We start from the raw sequence: 16,184 nt of genomic DNA, 5'->3' as shown, positions 1-16,184 counted from the left end.
CGGCTCGGCGGTCAACGCGTCCGCCGAGCCGGCCATCGACCTGTCCACCATCCTGTCCACCACTTCTGCCCATCACCCTGCCCATCACCTGGAAAAGAGAACTCATGGCCCTCCCCAGTCCCCGCAGATCCAGAACCCTGATCCGGTCGTTCGTCGCCGGGGCGACCCTGGTCGCCGCCGCGGCCTTCCCCAGCCTGACGTCCGTGGCCCACGCCGCGACCCTGGTGTCCGATCCGGCCTCGCTGGTCGACGCCCGGATCATGACCAGCGGCGGCGGCAACGACTTCCCGGGCGCGGACGTGCCTTTCGGCATGGTCCAGTGGAGCCCGGACACCGCCACCGGCCGCAACGACGGCGGCGGCTACGACTACGGCGCCAGCCAGATCCGGGGCTTCGGCCTGACGCACATGGCCGGCCCCGGCTGCGGCGCGATGGGCGACCTGCCGATCCTGCCGCTGACCGGCGCGCTGCCCTCCGGCGACCCCGGTGCGCACATGGAGTCGTTCACCCACACCGGAGAAGTCGCCACTGCCGGCTACTACTCGGTGAACAGCGGATCCTCCGCGATCAAGACCGAGCTGACCGCGACTCAGCGCTCCGGTATGGCGCGCTTCACGTTCCCGGCCACGACCCAGGCCGACCTGCTCGTCAAGCTCCTGGACAGCCAGAACAACACCTCGGCGTCCAGCGCGCAGATCGTCAGCAACACCGAGATCTCCGGCACCGCCACCAGCGGTGGCTTCTGCGGTGAGGCCGGCAGCTACACGGTGCACTTCGACATGGTCTTCGACCAGCCGTTCACCGCCAGCCAGATCGTCAACGAGGGCCAGAGCGCGGGTCCGAACTCGGTGTTCCTGACCTTCAACACCAGCTCCAACCACGTCGTGCAGGCCAAGGTCGGCGTCTCGTTCGTCAGCACGGCCAACGCCAAGGCGAACTGGCAGGCCGAGAACAGCGGCTTCGACTTCAACGCCACCCAGACCGCGGCGCACAACAGCTGGAACACCCTGCTGAACAAGGTGCAGGTCGGCGGCGGCACGGCGGCGCAGCAGCAGCTGTTCTACACCTCGCTGTACCACGTGCTGCTGCACCCCAACGTGGTCAGTGACACCAACGGCCAGTACATGGGCTTCGACAACGCCGTGCACACGGCCTCGTCGGGACACGCGCAGTACGACCAGTTCTCCGGCTGGGACGTCTACCACGCGCAGACCCAGCTGTCCGCGCTGGTCGCACCAGTGCAGACCTCTGATATAGCCCAGTCGCTGGTGAACGACTACGCCCAGGGCGGCACGTTCCCGCAGTGGGGCTTCATGAACTTCTACAACTGGGTGATGGCCGGCGACCCGGCGACCGCCGCACTGGCGAACTACTACGCCTTCGGCGCCACCAACTTCGACACCGCCACCGCACTGTCGGACATGCTGCAGGAGGCCACGACCAACAACAACGTGCGTCGCGGGACGACTCTGGAGAACCAGTACGGCTACCTGCCGGACGATCTCTACAACGGCAACCTCGGCTGCTGCAACGTACACGGCTCGGCCGCGAGCCTGCTGGAGTACGACCAGGCCGACTTCGCCCTGTCCCGTTTCGCGTCCTCGCTCGGCGACTCCGGCAACGCCACGACGTTCGCCAGCCGGGCCAACAACTGGAAGCACATCTTCAACACCGCCAACGGCCTGATCAACCCCAAGAACAGCAACGGCTCCTGGGTGAGCATCAGCCCGACCAGCTCCAACGGCTTCATCGAGGGCAGCGCCGCGCAGTACCGCTTCGTCGTGCCCTTCGACCAGCCCGCCGAGGCGGCTCTGCTCGGCGGCAACTCGGCCACCAACTCGCTGCTGGACAGCTTCTTTACCACCATGGACGGCTCCAACGGCAACCAGTCCTTCCTCTCCAACGAATTCGACCTGGGCACCCCCTGGTTCTACAACTGGACCGGCGCACCCTCCCACACCCAATCCGTCGTCAACCGCATGCTCAACCAGTTCTACAAAGACACCCCCACCTCCGCGGCCTTCCCCAACAACGACGACCTCGGCACCATGTCCGCCCAATACGTCTGGGGCGCCCTGGGCATGTACCCGGTCACCCCGGGCAGCGGCGACCTGATGTTCAACAGCCCCATCTTCACCCAGGCCGTCGTACACCTGCCCAGCGGCAACACCATGACCATCAACGCCCCCGCCGCCTCAGCGAGCAACTACTACGTCCAGTCGCTCAACGTCAACGGCGCGGCCAGCACGAAGAACTGGATGTCGCAGGCCACGTGGAAGAACGGGGTCACCCTGGACTTCACCCTCGGCTCGGCGGCGTCCTCCTGGGGCTCCGGGGCCGCCGACGCACCGCCGGCCTATGATTCCGGCACCAACCCGACCTCGCACACCGGCCCCGTCACCTCCGGGATCGCGGGCAAGTGCCTGGACGACAACGGCGGCTCGACCGTCAACGGCACCAAGGCCCAGATCTGGGACTGCAACGGCACCGGCGCCCAGCAGTGGACCTCCACCGGAGGGACGCTCCAGGTCAACGGCAAGTGCCTGGACGTCACCGGGGCCGGAACCGCCAACGGGACGCTGGTGGAGATCTGGGACTGCAACGGCGGTGGCAACCAGCAGTGGCAGCAGAACGGCAACACGCTGGTCAACCCGGCCTCCGGACGCTGCCTGGACGACCCCGGGTTCAGCGCCACCAACGGCACCCAGGTCGAGATCTGGGACTGCAACGGCGGAGTGAACCAACAGTGGACGCTGTCATAGCGGACCGCTGGTGATCCGGTGCTCCGACCCGCCTGTGCGGGTCGGAGCACTGTCGCGTAGGGCGAATCGATCACCGGACCGGTCCGGCCGGAACCCTGGCCGGATCCGGCCGAGTCCTACCTCCGGCGCGAAGGCGTCGGGCCGGCCTTCGTCGCCGCGCTCCAGCACCTGCCCGCGACCCGGCCCGCCACACCCGATCCGCCACACCGGCCTGCCACACCGGCCCGCTACCCAGCGCGCCGCACCGGTCGACAGTGTCCTGCGACGGGCCCGGCGCCAGGCCCGGCGCAACGCCCGGTGACCATGGGCGCCCCTGCCGGCGGCGGGTCCGGAGCCCGAGCTCCGACCTCGCCAGGGCGTCGATCAGACGTGGGAACGTTATCAGTGGAAACAGGCCGGAAACAGTTCCTTCAGGATGCTGAATTCCCTGCTCAGACTGCGATCTTCCCTCATAGATTTGTGAACGTTATCATCAGGGCGGGGGGCTGATCCGGCGCCCCGGCCGGGTCGTCGTGTGCTGCGCTCGGCAGCTCGGTGGGGTTCACGCAGGAAGGCTGGTGTACATGGGGCACAGGGCTGGACGGGAGCGGGGTCCGGAGGTCGCCGGGCCGCGCGGCGGCCGGGGATCGCCGGCGGTCGCGCTCGACATCGGGGGGACCAAGACCGCCGCGGCCCTGGTCTCCGACCGCGGCGAGATCCTGGGCTCGGCCACGATGGCCACCCGCGGTGGGCACGCCGACCTGCTGGCCGGGATGGAGCGGCTGGTGATCGAGGCCGTCGGCCCGGTGGGCCTGGCGGAGGTGTCCGGGCTGGGAATCAGCTCGGCGGGGCCGATCGATCTGGCGTCCGGAACGGTCGCGCCCGTGAACATCCCCGAGTTGCGGGGCCTGCCGCTGCTCAAGCGCATGGCCGCGCTGGTCCCCGGCCGTCCCGCGCGGCTGCTCGGCGACGGCTTGGCGGCCGCCGCCGGAGAACACTGGGTCGGGGCCGGGCAGGGTTTCGAGGACCTGCTGGCCATCGTGGTGTCCACCGGGGTCGGCGGCGGCCTGGTGCTGCGCGGCCGGCTGCACGGCGGGGCGTCGGGCAACGCGGGTCACGTCGGCCACGCGCCGGTGGTGATGGACGGCGATCCGTGCCCCTGCGGGGGCATCGGATGCCCGGAGGCGTACGCGAGCGGGCCGTCGATGGTGGCGTTCGCGGTCCGTAGCGGTTGGCGGACGGACGCGCGGCCCGACGGCGAGGCGCTGGCCGAGGCGGCCCGCCGCGGAGAGCCGGCCGCGGTGCTGGCTTTCGAACGCGGGGCCGGCGCCCTGGCCGCGATGATCGCGGCCGCGGCGGCGACCTGCGACCTGCGCCGGGTGATCATCGGGGGCGGGGTGGCCGCCGCCGGGCCGGTGCTGATGGACCCGCTGCGACGGTCGCTGGGCAGATACCTGTCACTGACGTTCCTGGCCGGCCTCGAAGTGGTGCCGGCCGGACTGGGCGCGCGGGCCAGCCTGATCGGCGCCGCGGCGGCCGTGCACGAGCCGGACCGGTACGCCATCAGCGAAGTCACCGCCTCGCTGGTGAGCTCGTAGCCGGGCGGCCGGGCGGCCGGGCGGCCGGGGCGCCGGGCCACTGGTGCCAGTGGCGGCAGAAGCCGTGGTCGGGGATCGGGTCGCAGGCTGCGCCGGCTGGTGCGGTGGCCGTCGGCCCGACCGGGTCGGCGGGGGTTTGCGGCGGGGTTCGCGCAGGGTTTACTGAGGGGTCGGCACGGGGTTGCGGCAGGTTGTCCGCATTGACCTCTTGCGAGACGCTAAATCCCGTCCTGTCTTGCGAACGTTATCACGATCCGGCCACGGTGCCCCGGCAGCTCGAAACACCTCTTGCGGAGAACGAGAACCGGCCGACACAATGCATCTGTGTGAACGTTATCATTTTCGCCGAGTACCGGCGGGGCTGGTGGCGGTCCACCTCCGACAGCCTGCGCGAGCGCGGGTCGTCGATTCCACACCTGGTCCGGTAGCGCCCGCAACGGCGCCGTCGCAGAACCCGCTCCATCCCCGGCATGTCAGCACTCTGCTGTTGTCGGCCGGCGCGCTTCCACGACAGACAACGATGGCAATGAACGGAGAGGTAATGCGCTTTTCGCGACAAGCCGCGGTGGCCGTTTGCGGCGCCGTGGCCTTCCTGGCCGCGGCGTGCGGCAGCAGCAGCAGTGGCAGCGGCAGCAGTGGTGGCAGCGCCGGGGGCGGCTCCAAGAGCGTGGAGGTCTTCACCTGGTGGGCCGACGGCGGTGAGAAGGCCGGGCTGGACGGCCTGGTGGGCGTCTTCAACACCGCGTGCACCGGCGACAAGTTCGTCAACGGCGCGGTGGCCGGCGGCGCCGGCGCCAACGCCAAGCAGGTCCTGGCCTCCCGCCTCCAGCAGGGCGACCCGCCGGACACGTTCCAGGCCCACGCCGGCGCGGAGCTCTCGGACTACATCAACGCCGGTCAGATCGAGGACCTGAGCGCGGAGTACAAGGAGTGGGGCCTGGACACCGCCTTCCCGAAGGGCCTGCTGGACAACATCTCGGTGGGCGGCAAGATCTACTCGGTGCCGGCCAACATCCACCGGGCCAACGTCCTGTGGTCGAACAAGACCGTCGTCAGCGGCGCCGGCATCACCACGGCCCCGACGACGATGGCCGACTTCCTCGCCGACCTGGACAAGCTGAAGGCCAAGGGCGTCCAGACGCCGCTGGCCCTGGGCAAGGACTGGACCCAGGAGATGCTGTTCGAGGCGGTCCTGATCAGCGACCTCGGCCCGGCCCAGTTCACCGGCCTGTGGAACGGCACGACCGACTGGAAGGGCGCCGCGGTCACCCAGGGCATCAACGACTACAAGAAGCTGCTGTCCTACACCAACAGCGACCGCGACACCTACGACTGGACCGACGCCGAGAAGCTCATCATGGAGGGCAAGGCCGGCTACCAGCTGATGGGTGACTGGGAAGCCGCCGACCTGGACACCAAGGGCTTCAAGGACTACGGCTACCAGGTCTTCCCGGGCAACGGGAACACCTACCAGTGGCTCGCGGACTCCTTCGTCCTGCCGAAGGGCGCCAAGAACGCCGACGGCACGAAGTGCTGGCTGAAGACCGTGGGCAGCGCCGACGGGCAGAAGGCCTTCAACACCAAGAAGGGCTCGATCCCGGCCCGCACCGACGCCAGCCCGGCGGACTACCCGGCGTACCAGCAGGCTGCCATGGCCGACTGGAAGGTGGACACGGCGGTGCCGTCCTGCCCGCACGGTTCGGCCTGCTCCCAGGGCTGGCAGGGGGCTGTCGCCTCGGCCCAGGGCAAGTTCTCGACCGACCAGAACGTCTCGGCCCTGCAGAGCTCGCTGGCCGCGGCCGCGGCCCAGTTCGCGCCCAAGAAGTAGCGGGCCGGAGCAGTCCGAGTCAGGATCCTGAGTGATCCACGAGTGATCCACGGCGGGTGCGACGGGCTCCGGTCCGGCGCACCCGCCACCCGCCGCATCCGCCGGCCCGGCGCCGCCGTGGCATCCGCCGGCTCGGCGCTGCCGTACCCCCTGCCGAGCCCGCGCGGTGCGTGGCTCGCGGACGGGCGGCCGAACCACCACCCCGCCCCGGAACGCCACGGGTGGGATTTCCGCGAACCGGAGGTTGGCAGTGCGTTACCGAACAAGGCGATGGCTTCCGGGCCTGCTGCTCATCTCGCCTTCGTTGATACTGTTGGCCGTACTCGTGTACGGCCTCATCGGTTGGACTGTGAACCTGTCCTTCCAGAACCGTCATAATGCGTTGCCGTCCAAGGGCTTCGCGGGCCTGTCCAACTACACCGACCTGTTCACCCAGGACATCGGCGGACGCTTCACCCACTCGCTGTGGAACCTCGCCGTCTTCACCGTCGCCTTCATCGGCGGCACCCTGCTGCTCGGCTTCCTCTGGGCCTTCCTGCTGGAGCGCCGGGCCCGGGGCGAGGGGTTCTTCCGGGCCGTCTACCTGTTCCCGATGGCGGTCTCGTTCGCGGCCTCCGGGGTGGTGTGGCGCTGGCTCATGAACCCGGGGAAGGGATCGGCGGCCGGCGGCATCAACGCCATCTTCGGGGACCTGCACCTGTCGTTCCTCCAGAACGACTGGTGGACGAACCCCGACTGGGGCATGGCGGCCATGGCGCTGCCGGCCATCTGGCAGCTCTCCGGCTACATCATGGCGCTGTTCCTGGCCGGCTTCCGCGGCATCCCCGCCGAGCTCAAGGAGGCCGCGACCGTCGACGGCGCCAGCACCTACCAGCTCTACCGGCACGTGCTGTTCCCGCAGCTGACGCCGGTCGCGCTGTCCGCGCTGATCATCACCGGCCACGTGTCGATGAAGATGTTCGACCTGATCATGTCGGTGTCCGGGGCCCAGTGGCTCACCGAGGTCCCCTCGGTCTACATCTGGCAGACCCTGCTGACCAGCGACTACGCCAAGGCCGCCGCCATCTCGGTGATCCTGCTGCTGTTCGTCGCCGTCCTGATCGTCCCGTACTTGATCCATGTGTACCGAGTGGAGAAGGCCCGATGACCGCCACCGACCTGACTCGGAGTGCCCGGGCCGCGAACCACGCCAGGCCGCCCGGCCGGCGTACCGGCGCCCGCGCCGTCTCGGCGCACACCGCCAAGTACACGCTGCTGATCCTGTCCGTGCTCGTCGTGCTCATGCCGGTCTACGTCCTGGTGGTCACCAGCTTCAAGTCGGGGTCGGAGATCGGCGTCACCGGGCAGTGGAACCTGCCGAAGCACTGGACGACCGCGAGCTGGGACAAGGCCTGGCGGGCGCTGGGGCCGTCCTTCGGGCGGACGTTCCAGATGGCGATCCCGGTGGCCCTGATCTCGTCGCTGATCGGCTCGGCCAACGGATTCGTGCTGTCCCGCTGGCGGTTCCCCGGCGCCGACCTGGTCTTCACGCTGATCCTGTTCGGCATGTTCGTGCCCTACCAGGCGGTGATGATCCCGCTGCGCCAGATCGTGCAGAACATCGGGATCACCCCGGGCATTCCCACCCTGATATTCGTGCACTGCGTGTACGGGATTCCCATCTGCACGCTGATCCTGCGCAACTACTACGCGACCACGGTCCCCGAGGAAGTCATCGAGGCCGCGCGGGTGGACGGCGCGGGGATGCTGCGCACCTTCTGGTCGATCATCCTGCGGCTCTCGGCACCCGGCTTCGTGGTGACGATCATCTGGCAGTTCACCTCGGCGTGGAACGACTACCTGTTCGCGATCTTCCTGTCCAACACCCGGAACGGGCCGATCACCATCGCCTTGAACGCGCTGGCCGGGGCGCAGTCCCCGGACTACGCGGCCAGCATGGCCGGGGCGCTCATCACGTCCCTGCCGACGCTGGTCGTCTACATCCTGCTGGGGCGCTGGTTCATCGGCGGCCTCATGGCGGGGTCGGTCAAGAACTGAGGCGGCTCAAGAGCTGATGCGGCTCAAGAGCTGATGCGGCGGCGGCCCGGGGTCGGGGGTCCGCCGCTCAGGGCCGCGGCGCGGCGTCCTCGGCGACCGGCCGCAGTTCGCCGGATCCCCGGGTGACCACGCGGGTCAGCAGGACGACGGAGCGCGGCGGCGACTCGTCGCCCGCGATCCGGGCGAACAGCAGGTTCGCCGCCGTCGTGCCGATGGCGGCCGGGTCCTGGCTCACCACGGTCAGCGGGGGCTGGAGCTGGTCGGCCAGGGCCACGTCGTCGAACCCGATCAGCGCCACCGACCCGGTGCCGGGCTGCCCGGCCTGGCGCAGCTGCCCGAGCCCCTCCACCACCCCGGTGGTGATGAGGTCGTTGCTGGTGAACAACGCGGTCGGCGGGGCCGGCAGGCCCATCACGGACAGCACCGCGGTGTGCGCGTCGGTCTTGGCCCGCAGGCCGTGCCGGATCAGGTCCGGCTCCTTGGCAATGCCCCGGGAGGCCAGCGCGCGGAGGTAGCCGGCGAAGCGTTCCTGCTGGGTCCAGATGTCGTGCTGGTCGCCCAGGAACGCGATCCGCGTGTGCCCGTGGTCCAGCAGCTGGGTCACGGCCCGGAAGGCGGCCTCCTGGTTGTCGACCGTGACCGTGTCGACGTCCAGCCCCTTGGCGGGGCGGTCCACGCACACGACCTTCGTGCCGCTTTTCATCCGGGCGCGCAGGAACGTGTGGCTGCCGGCGGTGGGCACCACGATGAGCCCGTCGACGTGGTGCGCGCAGAACGCCGACACCATGTCGCGCTCGCGCTCCAGCTCGTCGTTGGTGCTGCCGACCAGCACCAGGTAGCCCCGGCGCCGCGCCTCGTCCTCGACCGCGCGGGCCATCGTGGCGAAGAAGGGGTTCGCCAGATCGTCCAGGACCAGGCCGATGGTGGCGCTGGTCCGGTCCTTGGTCCGCAGGTTCCGGGCGATGTCGTCGCGCTGGTAGCCCAGCTCCCGGACCGCCTTCTCGACCTTGGCGATCGTCTCCGGCGCGACCCGCGGCTCGCCGGACACGACCCGGGAGACCGTCATCAGGCTCACCCCGGCGGCGTTGGCGACGTCCCTCATGGTCGGGCGACGGGTCACGGTGCTCCTAGTTCTTCCCGGTTCTTCCGGCGTTCGGCCATCGTACCCGGTGGGCGGAGCCAAACGTCCGACGACCTGTCCGTGAGCGGCCGGCGGGGGAGCGGGCCCGGGCGGCGAGCGGCCGCTCAGGACAGGTGCGAGCCGGGTTGATTCAGCCTGGCGACCCAGGAACATCCGGGGTGGAAGCGGCTGTTGACGCACTGCTTCCTGGCCCGGTGGCCCGGTCCGGCCGCCGCCGGCTCCGGTATCGCCACGGCGAGATCCCCGTCGTCGCTGAGGATCCGAGCCTGGAGATCGCGCAGCGACGGTCCCGGGTCGCTGCCCAATTCGGCGGCCAGGCGGCTGCGGGTCTGCTGGTAGCGGGCCAGGGCGTCGGCTTTTCGGCCGCAGCGGTAGAGCGCGAGCATGAGCTGGCCGGCGATGCGCTCGTCCAGGGCGTTCTTCTCTGCCTGGTCGGTCAGCTCCCCGACCAGCGCGGTGTGCCGTCCCAGCCGCAGATACAGGTCGGTCAGATCCAGGCGGGCCGAGTACCGCTGGAGCAGCAGATTCTGACGCGCGGCGTTGCTCCACGGGGTCTCCATCCCGGTGTACGGCTCGCCCCGCCACAGATCGAGGCCCGCCTGGAGCAAATCAGCTGCCTGGCTGTCCGAGGACTGGGCGCGGGCCGCGGTGAGCAGCTCGCGGAAGCGGTGCACGTCCACGCACCGCTCGTCCAGGACCATCTTGTAGCCCGAGGGATGGCGCACGATGTGCACACCCGACGTGGTGTTCAACGCCCGGCGCAGCAACGAGATGTAGGTGCTCACGGTCGGGCGCGGATTCTCCGGCACCGGGCCCTGGCCCCACACCCGGTCGATCACCTGGTCGACGGTGACGACCCGGTTCGCCTCGGCCAGGAGCACGGCCAGGACCGCCCGTTGCCGGGCCGACCCGACCTGCACCGCCCGACCGGCGACCATCGTCTCGATGGCGCCGAGAACCCGGAACTCCGTCATCGCCACAGTGCCCACCCTCTTTGCGCTCATGGTTCCGTGAAGCGTGTGCTGGCCCGAGGCCACCCCGCTCATCGTCACAACCACTCGCACAGGGCGCGGGCAATGTCGGCGCCCGGCGGAAACGAGCAGAATTCGGCGGACATCCGCGGCGGCTCACCGCCATGGCTGGATTCCGGCACGCGGGCGCGGCCGAGGTGGGGAGACTGTAGGCTGCGATGGTTCATGACATGTCGGTCTATGCCTGACCGCGGGGGTGCGGTGATGGACGGGGTGCGGTGATGGACGCTGATCCGTACCAGCGGCCGCTGCTGTCGGTCGAACGGTTCGCCGAGGCGGTGGCCGGGGCGGAGTCGCTGGAGGATCTGGCGGAGCTGCTGCGGACGCTGCGGCGCCGGCATGCGCGCGAGCGGCGGGACAGCAGCCTGACGTATCAGGAACTGGCTGAGAAGACCGGATGGTCGCGCAGCGCGATCGCGGAGTATTTCACTGCTCGTACTCTGCCTCCCATCGACCGGTTCGACGCGCTGCTTGAGGTGCTGGGTGTCGCGCCGGCTGAGCGGCGCGCATTGGCGAGTGCCCGCGACCGGGTGGAGGAGAACCGGCGGCGCGAGCAGCATGCCGCGGCACAAACCGACAGCATCGGTCGCGCCAACCGCAACGACAGCCGCGCGGGCGCATCGCGGCCGACGCGGGGACCGTGGCAGCTTCCCGCCGACACCGGCCTGTTCACCGGCCGGGCCGGCGAAGTCCGGACCATCCTGGACCTGGCCGAGCACGCCGTCGCCCCCGGCCCGGGGGCCGTGGTGATCTCGGCGATCGACGGAATGGGCGGAGTCGGCAAGACCGCTCTGGCTGTGCATGCCGGGCATTTGCTGGCCGACCGGTTCCCGGACGGGGCGCTGTTTCTGGAGCTGCACACCCACACCGTCGGCACCCCGGCGCGCACCGCCTTCGACGTCCAGGGCACCGCCCTTGTGGCCTTGGGAGTGGCGCCGGAGGCCATCCCGGCCGACCCCGACGCGCGGGCGGCGGCCTACCGGGACCGCTTGGCCGGCACTCGCACGCTGGTGCTGGTCGACGACGCCCGCGACGAGGCCCAGGTCCGGGCCCTGCTGCCGGGCACCGCGGGCTGTCTGGTGCTGGCGACGAGCCGCAATCGGCTCAAGGCCCTGGACGACGCCGAAGCCGTGCCGTTGGACGTGTTGGCGCATGGCGAGGCCGTGGAGCTCTTTTGCAGAACCGCCGGCATCGGCCGCGCGAGCCCGGACGATCCGGCGGTGCCGCGGATCGTCCGGCTGAGCGGTGGGCTGCCGCTCGCGGTGCGGATCTCCGGGGCGCTGCTGCGGGCCCGTCCCGCCTGGACGCCGCACCATCTGCTGAACGACCTGACCGAGAACCTGGCCCTGGCCGGGTTGGAGGCCTTCGACGACGGTCGGCGCCGCCTGCCGGCCGTGCTCGACATGTCCTACCGGCACCTTCCGGAGCGGGCGCGGGTCCTGTTCCGGCGGCTGGGGCAGATTCCCGGTCCTGACGGCGACGTCCACGCCGCGGCCGCTCTGCTGGACTGCGACCCCAAGACGGCCGGCAGACTGCTGAGTCTCTTGGCCGACCACAGCATGCTCACTGAGCAGACGGTCGGCCGCTGGCGGATGCACGACCTGTTGCGTGAACACGCCCGAGCCCTCGCGGACAGCGAGGACACCTCCGAGCAACGTCAGGATGCCCTCGACCGGCTTCTGCACTTCTATGCCCACGTCGCACAAAGCGCCTCCGTCCCGATCGCGCGCCTGCCACGCTCCGCTCCCGGTGGCCCGGCCCCGGCTCACGTCCCCGACCTGACCGATCCCGAGGCGGCGCGGACGTGGCTGCGCAGCGAGCACCGCAACCTCGACGCCGCCTGCGCCCATGCTCACGAACACCACCTGGACCACCACACCGTCGCCCTGGCCGCCGGCCTGGCCGAGATTCTGATCACCGATGGTCCGTGGACCCGCGCCCTGGAAATCCACCAGGCCGCCGAGACGGCCGCCGGCCCCGACCGGCCCGCGGCCCGCGCCACCGCCTTGACCAACCTGGGGCGAATTCGCTGTCTGATCGGCGACTACGCGGGGGCCTCGGACACCTACGCGCGGGCCCTGGACCTCCTTCGCCTCCCGCAACTCGGCAATCAGCTCGGCAATCAGCTCGGGGAAGCCACCGTTCTGACCGACCTGGGGCAGGTGCGCTATCAGACCGGGGACCTGCCTGGCGCGGTGGAGGTTCTCCAACGGGCCTTGGACATCTGTGGGCGGCTCGGCAACCGCCTTGGTGAGGCGAACGCGCTGACCAACTTGGGGCATGTGCGGGACCTGATGGGCGACCTGCCAGGCGCGGTGGAGGCCTTGCTGCGGGCCCTGGACCGCTATGAGCAGCTCGGCAACCGCCTCGGCGAGGCCACCGTCCTGACCAACCTCGGCCATGTACGGGATCTGATGGGGGAGTGGCCGGGGGCAGCCGAGGCCCAGGCGCGGGCTCTGGACATCTACGAGCAGCTCGGCAACCGCCTCGGCGAAGCCAATGCCCTGACCAGCCTGGGGCACATATGCTGCGTGACCGGGGACTACCCGAGGGCGGCAGAGCTCTTGGAACAGGCCCTGCGGATCTTCCAGCAGATCGGCCACCGCCTTGGCGAGGCGTCCGCCTTGAACAACCTGGGCCGAGTACGCCACGCGACCGGGGACTATCCGGGAGCGGCGGACGCCCAGCAACGGACCCTGGAGATCTTCCGCCGGATCGGCCACCGCCTCGGCCAGGCCTACGCCCTGACCGACCTGGGGCATGTGCGGTACTCCACCGGCGACTACCCCGGAGCGGCGGACGCCCAGGAACAGGCCCTGCACATCTACCGACGCTTCGGCAACCGCGGCAACGAGGCATATGCGCTGAACCGTTACGCAGCCACCATCGCCGCCCTTGGCGACCGCCCGCGCGCCCTCACCCTCTACCAGCAGGCCCTCGCGATGAACCGCGAGCTGAGCAAACCCGACGACGAGGCGATCTCGCTGGAAGGCATCGGCGAGCACTTCCTCGCCGCTGGTGACCCGGAGCAGGCGCGAGCGCACTTGTGTCGGGCCTTGGAGATCTACCGACGACTCGGCATGCGCCTCGACATCGAGCGCGTCCAGGCCCTGGTTGCCTCGCTCGAAAGCGAGTAGCAGCGTTGCCCTTGTGCGCTATGGAATCACGAAGCCCAGTCCGTCTTCGTCGACCTCGACTGATGGCGCTGCCGCGCGGAGGGCGCCTTCGGGACCGAGTACGGCTATCCCGTCCTGGCTGCCCGGCCAGATCAGGGCGAGGCGGCGATCGCTGCCGGCCGCTGCCAACAGGCGGTTGACCTCAGCGGCTGGAACGAGCGAGCAGTCCAGCCACGGGTCTTCCGTAGCCGGACTGCGCGGGTCGGCCAGATCGAAGCGGTAGAGCTCAAGCGTCTTGCCGTTCACGGCCACTGCGTAGCCTGGCGAGCCCAGCTCGCAGGGATCAACCGTCGCGACTCGCAATTCGACGCCGCACTCCGCGAGCGCCGGCGCCAGCCCGTGAAGCCACTTTTCGACGTCCCCTTTGCTGAGGTCCTCACCGTTCGTATGCCAGAATCCACCAGCCGCCCATCTCTGCTGCGACTCCTCATAGGTGGACTCGGGCGAGGTCAACACGGCTATGACGGTGTTCTTCTCCGCGATCGGCACGTCGTCCCATACGCCGGCGACGTCCAGGTTCCTGACGGTTTCCACATATCGCCGCCATCCTGGCAGTGCTTCGCGGGGATGCTTGGCGGAAGTTTCATGCCGTACGCCCGTCCCGGCGGGGTGGACAACCCTTCGGAGAAGGTTCACGGGCTCATGATGCCGCTGCAAGCCAGGCCGCAGCGAACTGTTCGCGCGCCTGACTTGCAGCGGCTTCTTGCTTACGAGGATCGAGGACTGATCGCGTTGGTCTGTCGAAGCTCTGTCGTCAGCTTCTCCACGACCTCCTCCTGCGGCAGAGAGGTGTCGGCGTTGATGAACCGACGCACGGTCTTGGTTCCTTGCTGCTGTTGCTGCTGCTGTTGTTGCTGCTCGGCGTCTGCTCGGATGCCCAGGTTGTTGAGAGCACCCAGATCTGTGATCTCGGGGCGTTGGGCGGCCATGATGGACTCCTCCTCTTGCTGGTTCTTCAGTGGATTCAGGAGGGCTGGTTGATGCCGATCAGTCCGCGGTCGGCAAGTTTGGTGAGAAAGTCCGGCAGGGTCTGTTCGACGCCGTCCGGGGCTTGTGGCGAGTCGTCCTTGGCGGCGAAGTCCGCGACCAGCGCTTCGTAGGCGAGACCCCGGTCGAGGCGTTTCCAGATCTCCGTCGCCGGCGCGTTGAGCCGGTAGCTCTGGTTGCGCAGGGTGTCGTAGAGGACCATCTCGTCGTCGACGTCGAGGCTCTCGATGCCGAGTCCGTGCTGGACCATCGCCCCCTTGGGGATGTCGAGACGGGAATTCTCGTCGATGGTGAACGTCGATTCTTCTTGGCTTGCGGACACCGCGTTCTCCTCAACAGGGATATGGGTTTCTTCTGCTTTCCGCCTCAGTCGAGGCTCTGGACGACGGCGCGTGCGCTGTCGCAGACGTTCTGCGTGAACACCTCGCCGACGGGTGTGAACCGGCCGCTCGAAAGAATCATCGGGATCGCGAGTTCGAGCCCTGAGCCGATCTCGTGGAGACGCTTCGCCGCCGGGGCTCGGGTCTCCGGGCGGGACCGCACCACGCGTGCGTAGTACTGCGCGAGCAGCGTGTAGATGTAGAACGCGTGGTAGAAGCCGTAGTAGTCGCGCTCGGACCCGGACCACGGCAACGTGAAGTCCGGCCCGTTCTCGGTGTTCTCGAACAGCGGATCCGTCTCCATCACCCAGTACAGGACCTGGTGGCCGAACTCGTGGATCAGCGACTCCTCGACCTCCAGGAGAGTCCGGTCGTCGCCGGCGATGAAGATCAGGCCGGTGTACCGCGAGGCCGAAGCGCTGCGGAACTCGCTGTCGGGCACGTGGACCACGGTGTGCACGAAGCGCGGAAACATGTCCCCCAGCGCGGGCCACGCCGCTCGCGCCCGCCCGAGCGCGGCATCGGCGACCCCTGAGAAGAATTCGAGCGGATACGCCTCGCACGCCTTCATGCGCTCCTCCTCCGCGGAGGAGCCGGAACCGGTCGGGAAGGTGTACGTCGGCGACGAGACCATGCTGACCAGCGGATCCACGTCATGGCGCTTCAACCGCACCGAGCCGGCCACCGTCAGCCCGTCGGGCCCGCCGTCGGCCACGCACCGGTCGCGCACCGAGGCGAAGTCAGTGAGCCAACCACCGACCGCGTCCACTCCCGGGCCGCCGGCCCGCATCCCGGACGAGGACTTGGCCACCGCCTGGCGCAGCCAGATCAGCATGGCCGGATGCGTCATCAGCCGGTGCCGGTCCTCCGGGTTCATGGCGAGCAGGTCGCGGACGTCGTCGCGATACGTGACCACGCTCGTCTCGCGCGGCGCCGAAGCCGACCACCGCAACATCAGATCGGCGATCACACTCTGCCGAAGGGAGACGACCTCGCTGCGCAACGCTTCCCAGGCATCAGGCGGATCTGACGGGTAATACGTCGCTCCCTGCCGAATCTGGTCCTTCACGCTTTCTGGATAGCAAGCGGACATCATCGCTCCAGGGCAGATTCAGATCTCCGCGCATTTGCACGAATTGTGGTGGATCAGAATTCTCCACCACCCCCAACCGTCCTGCCGTCGACCGGTCCGCGCATCTCGGAACGAGTCCGGCTCCGGCGTTCCGAGATCGCTCCCTCGCAGGTGAGGGCCGGAAGACCGGCCC

The 16,184-nt window shown here is 69.2% G+C and carries 12 protein-coding genes; 6 read left to right on the top strand and 6 right to left on the bottom strand.

Annotated features, from left to right (window positions below):
• The first annotated feature begins 104 nt into the window (after positions 1-104).
• The 5 genes from ABD481_RS00985 to ABD481_RS00965 all read left to right on the top strand — a co-directional run bounded on the left by ABD481_RS00985 (position 105) and on the right by ABD481_RS00965 (position 8,204).
• Positions 105-2,762: a GH92 family glycosyl hydrolase gene (locus ABD481_RS00985; protein ID WP_344663525.1), complete on the top strand. Its 2,658-nt coding sequence runs from the start codon at positions 105-107 to the stop codon at positions 2,760-2,762.
• A gap of 563 nt (positions 2,763-3,325) precedes the next feature.
• Positions 3,326-4,339, top strand: a complete 1,014-nt coding sequence (locus ABD481_RS00980; protein ID WP_344663524.1) for an ROK family protein — start codon at positions 3,326-3,328, stop codon at positions 4,337-4,339.
• A gap of 541 nt (positions 4,340-4,880) precedes the next feature.
• Entirely contained in the window at positions 4,881-6,167 is a 1,287-nt protein-coding gene (locus ABD481_RS00975) for an ABC transporter substrate-binding protein (RefSeq protein WP_344663523.1), read from the top strand.
• 310 nt (positions 6,168-6,477) lie between these two features.
• The gene (locus ABD481_RS00970; protein ID WP_425559090.1) at positions 6,478-7,314 is read left to right on the top strand and encodes a carbohydrate ABC transporter permease; all 837 of its coding nucleotides are present in this window, start codon (positions 6,478-6,480) and stop codon (positions 7,312-7,314) included.
• Positions 7,311-8,204 carry a carbohydrate ABC transporter permease gene (locus tag ABD481_RS00965; RefSeq protein WP_425559083.1) on the top strand — a complete coding sequence of 298 codons (894 nt, stop codon included), beginning with the start codon at positions 7,311-7,313 and terminating at the stop codon, positions 8,202-8,204. Before ABD481_RS00970 ends, ABD481_RS00965 begins: the two co-directional genes overlap by 4 nt.
• A 67-nt stretch (positions 8,205-8,271) precedes the next feature.
• Here the strand turns inward: ABD481_RS00965 and ABD481_RS00960 are convergent, their stop codons facing one another.
• On the bottom strand, positions 8,272-9,324 hold the full coding sequence (locus ABD481_RS00960) for a LacI family DNA-binding transcriptional regulator (protein WP_344663521.1): 1,053 nt from the start codon (positions 9,322-9,324) through the stop codon (positions 8,272-8,274).
• Between the two features lie 125 nt (positions 9,325-9,449).
• Positions 9,450-10,349 (bottom strand): AfsR/SARP family transcriptional regulator, encoded by a 900-nt coding sequence (locus tag ABD481_RS00955; protein ID WP_344663520.1) that lies wholly within the window; start codon positions 10,347-10,349, stop codon positions 9,450-9,452.
• A gap of 248 nt (positions 10,350-10,597) precedes the next feature.
• Here ABD481_RS00955 and ABD481_RS00950 point away from each other — a divergent pair, with 248 nt between their 5' ends.
• Positions 10,598-13,513: an ATP-binding protein gene (locus tag ABD481_RS00950; protein WP_344663519.1), complete on the top strand. Its 2,916-nt coding sequence runs from the start codon at positions 10,598-10,600 to the stop codon at positions 13,511-13,513.
• Between the two features lie 18 nt (positions 13,514-13,531).
• Here ABD481_RS00950 and ABD481_RS00945 read toward each other — a convergent pair whose 3' ends face one another.
• The 4 genes from ABD481_RS00945 to ABD481_RS00930 all read right to left on the bottom strand — a co-directional run bounded on the left by ABD481_RS00945 (position 13,532) and on the right by ABD481_RS00930 (position 15,988).
• Positions 13,532-14,086, bottom strand: coding sequence for a hypothetical protein (locus ABD481_RS00945; RefSeq protein WP_344663518.1), 555 nt, complete (start codon positions 14,084-14,086; stop codon positions 13,532-13,534).
• A gap of 173 nt (positions 14,087-14,259) precedes the next feature.
• Positions 14,260-14,481 carry a hypothetical protein gene (locus ABD481_RS00940; protein ID WP_344663517.1) on the bottom strand — a complete coding sequence of 74 codons (222 nt, stop codon included), beginning with the start codon at positions 14,479-14,481 and terminating at the stop codon, positions 14,260-14,262.
• A 35-nt stretch (positions 14,482-14,516) separates the two neighbouring features.
• Positions 14,517-14,861 (bottom strand): PqqD family protein, encoded by a 345-nt coding sequence (locus ABD481_RS00935; protein WP_344663516.1) that lies wholly within the window; start codon positions 14,859-14,861, stop codon positions 14,517-14,519.
• A gap of 44 nt (positions 14,862-14,905) precedes the next feature.
• On the bottom strand, positions 14,906-15,988 hold the full coding sequence (locus ABD481_RS00930) for an aKG-HExxH-type peptide beta-hydroxylase (protein ID WP_344663515.1): 1,083 nt from the start codon (positions 15,986-15,988) through the stop codon (positions 14,906-14,908).
• Between the last annotated feature and the right edge of the window lie 196 nt (positions 15,989-16,184).

Source organism: Catenulispora yoronensis (assembly GCF_039531695.1).
GTDB classification, from domain to species: domain Bacteria; phylum Actinomycetota; class Actinomycetes; order Streptomycetales; family Catenulisporaceae; genus Catenulispora; species Catenulispora yoronensis.
The sequence above is the reverse complement of the archived record's forward strand: the minus strand, read 5'-3'. Positions and strand labels throughout refer to the sequence as shown.

Bases quoted from the DNA above. Each gene is read 5' to 3' on its own strand.
- ABD481_RS00940 (WP_344663517.1), bottom strand. From the start codon at position 14,481: ATGGCCGCCCAACGCCCCGAGATCACAGATCTGGGTGCTCTCAACAAC.
- ABD481_RS00965 (WP_425559083.1), top strand. From the start codon at position 7,311: ATGACCGCCACCGACCTGACTCGGAGTGCCCGGGCCGCGAACCACGCC.
- ABD481_RS00955 (WP_344663520.1), bottom strand. From the start codon at position 10,349: ATGAGCGCAAAGAGGGTGGGCACTGTGGCGATGACGGAGTTCCGGGTT.
- ABD481_RS00985 (WP_344663525.1), top strand. From the start codon at position 105: ATGGCCCTCCCCAGTCCCCGCAGATCCAGAACCCTGATCCGGTCGTTC.
- ABD481_RS00980 (WP_344663524.1), top strand. From the start codon at position 3,326: ATGGGGCACAGGGCTGGACGGGAGCGGGGTCCGGAGGTCGCCGGGCCG.
- ABD481_RS00975 (WP_344663523.1), top strand. From the start codon at position 4,881: ATGCGCTTTTCGCGACAAGCCGCGGTGGCCGTTTGCGGCGCCGTGGCC.
- ABD481_RS00950 (WP_344663519.1), top strand. From the start codon at position 10,598: ATGGACGCTGATCCGTACCAGCGGCCGCTGCTGTCGGTCGAACGGTTC.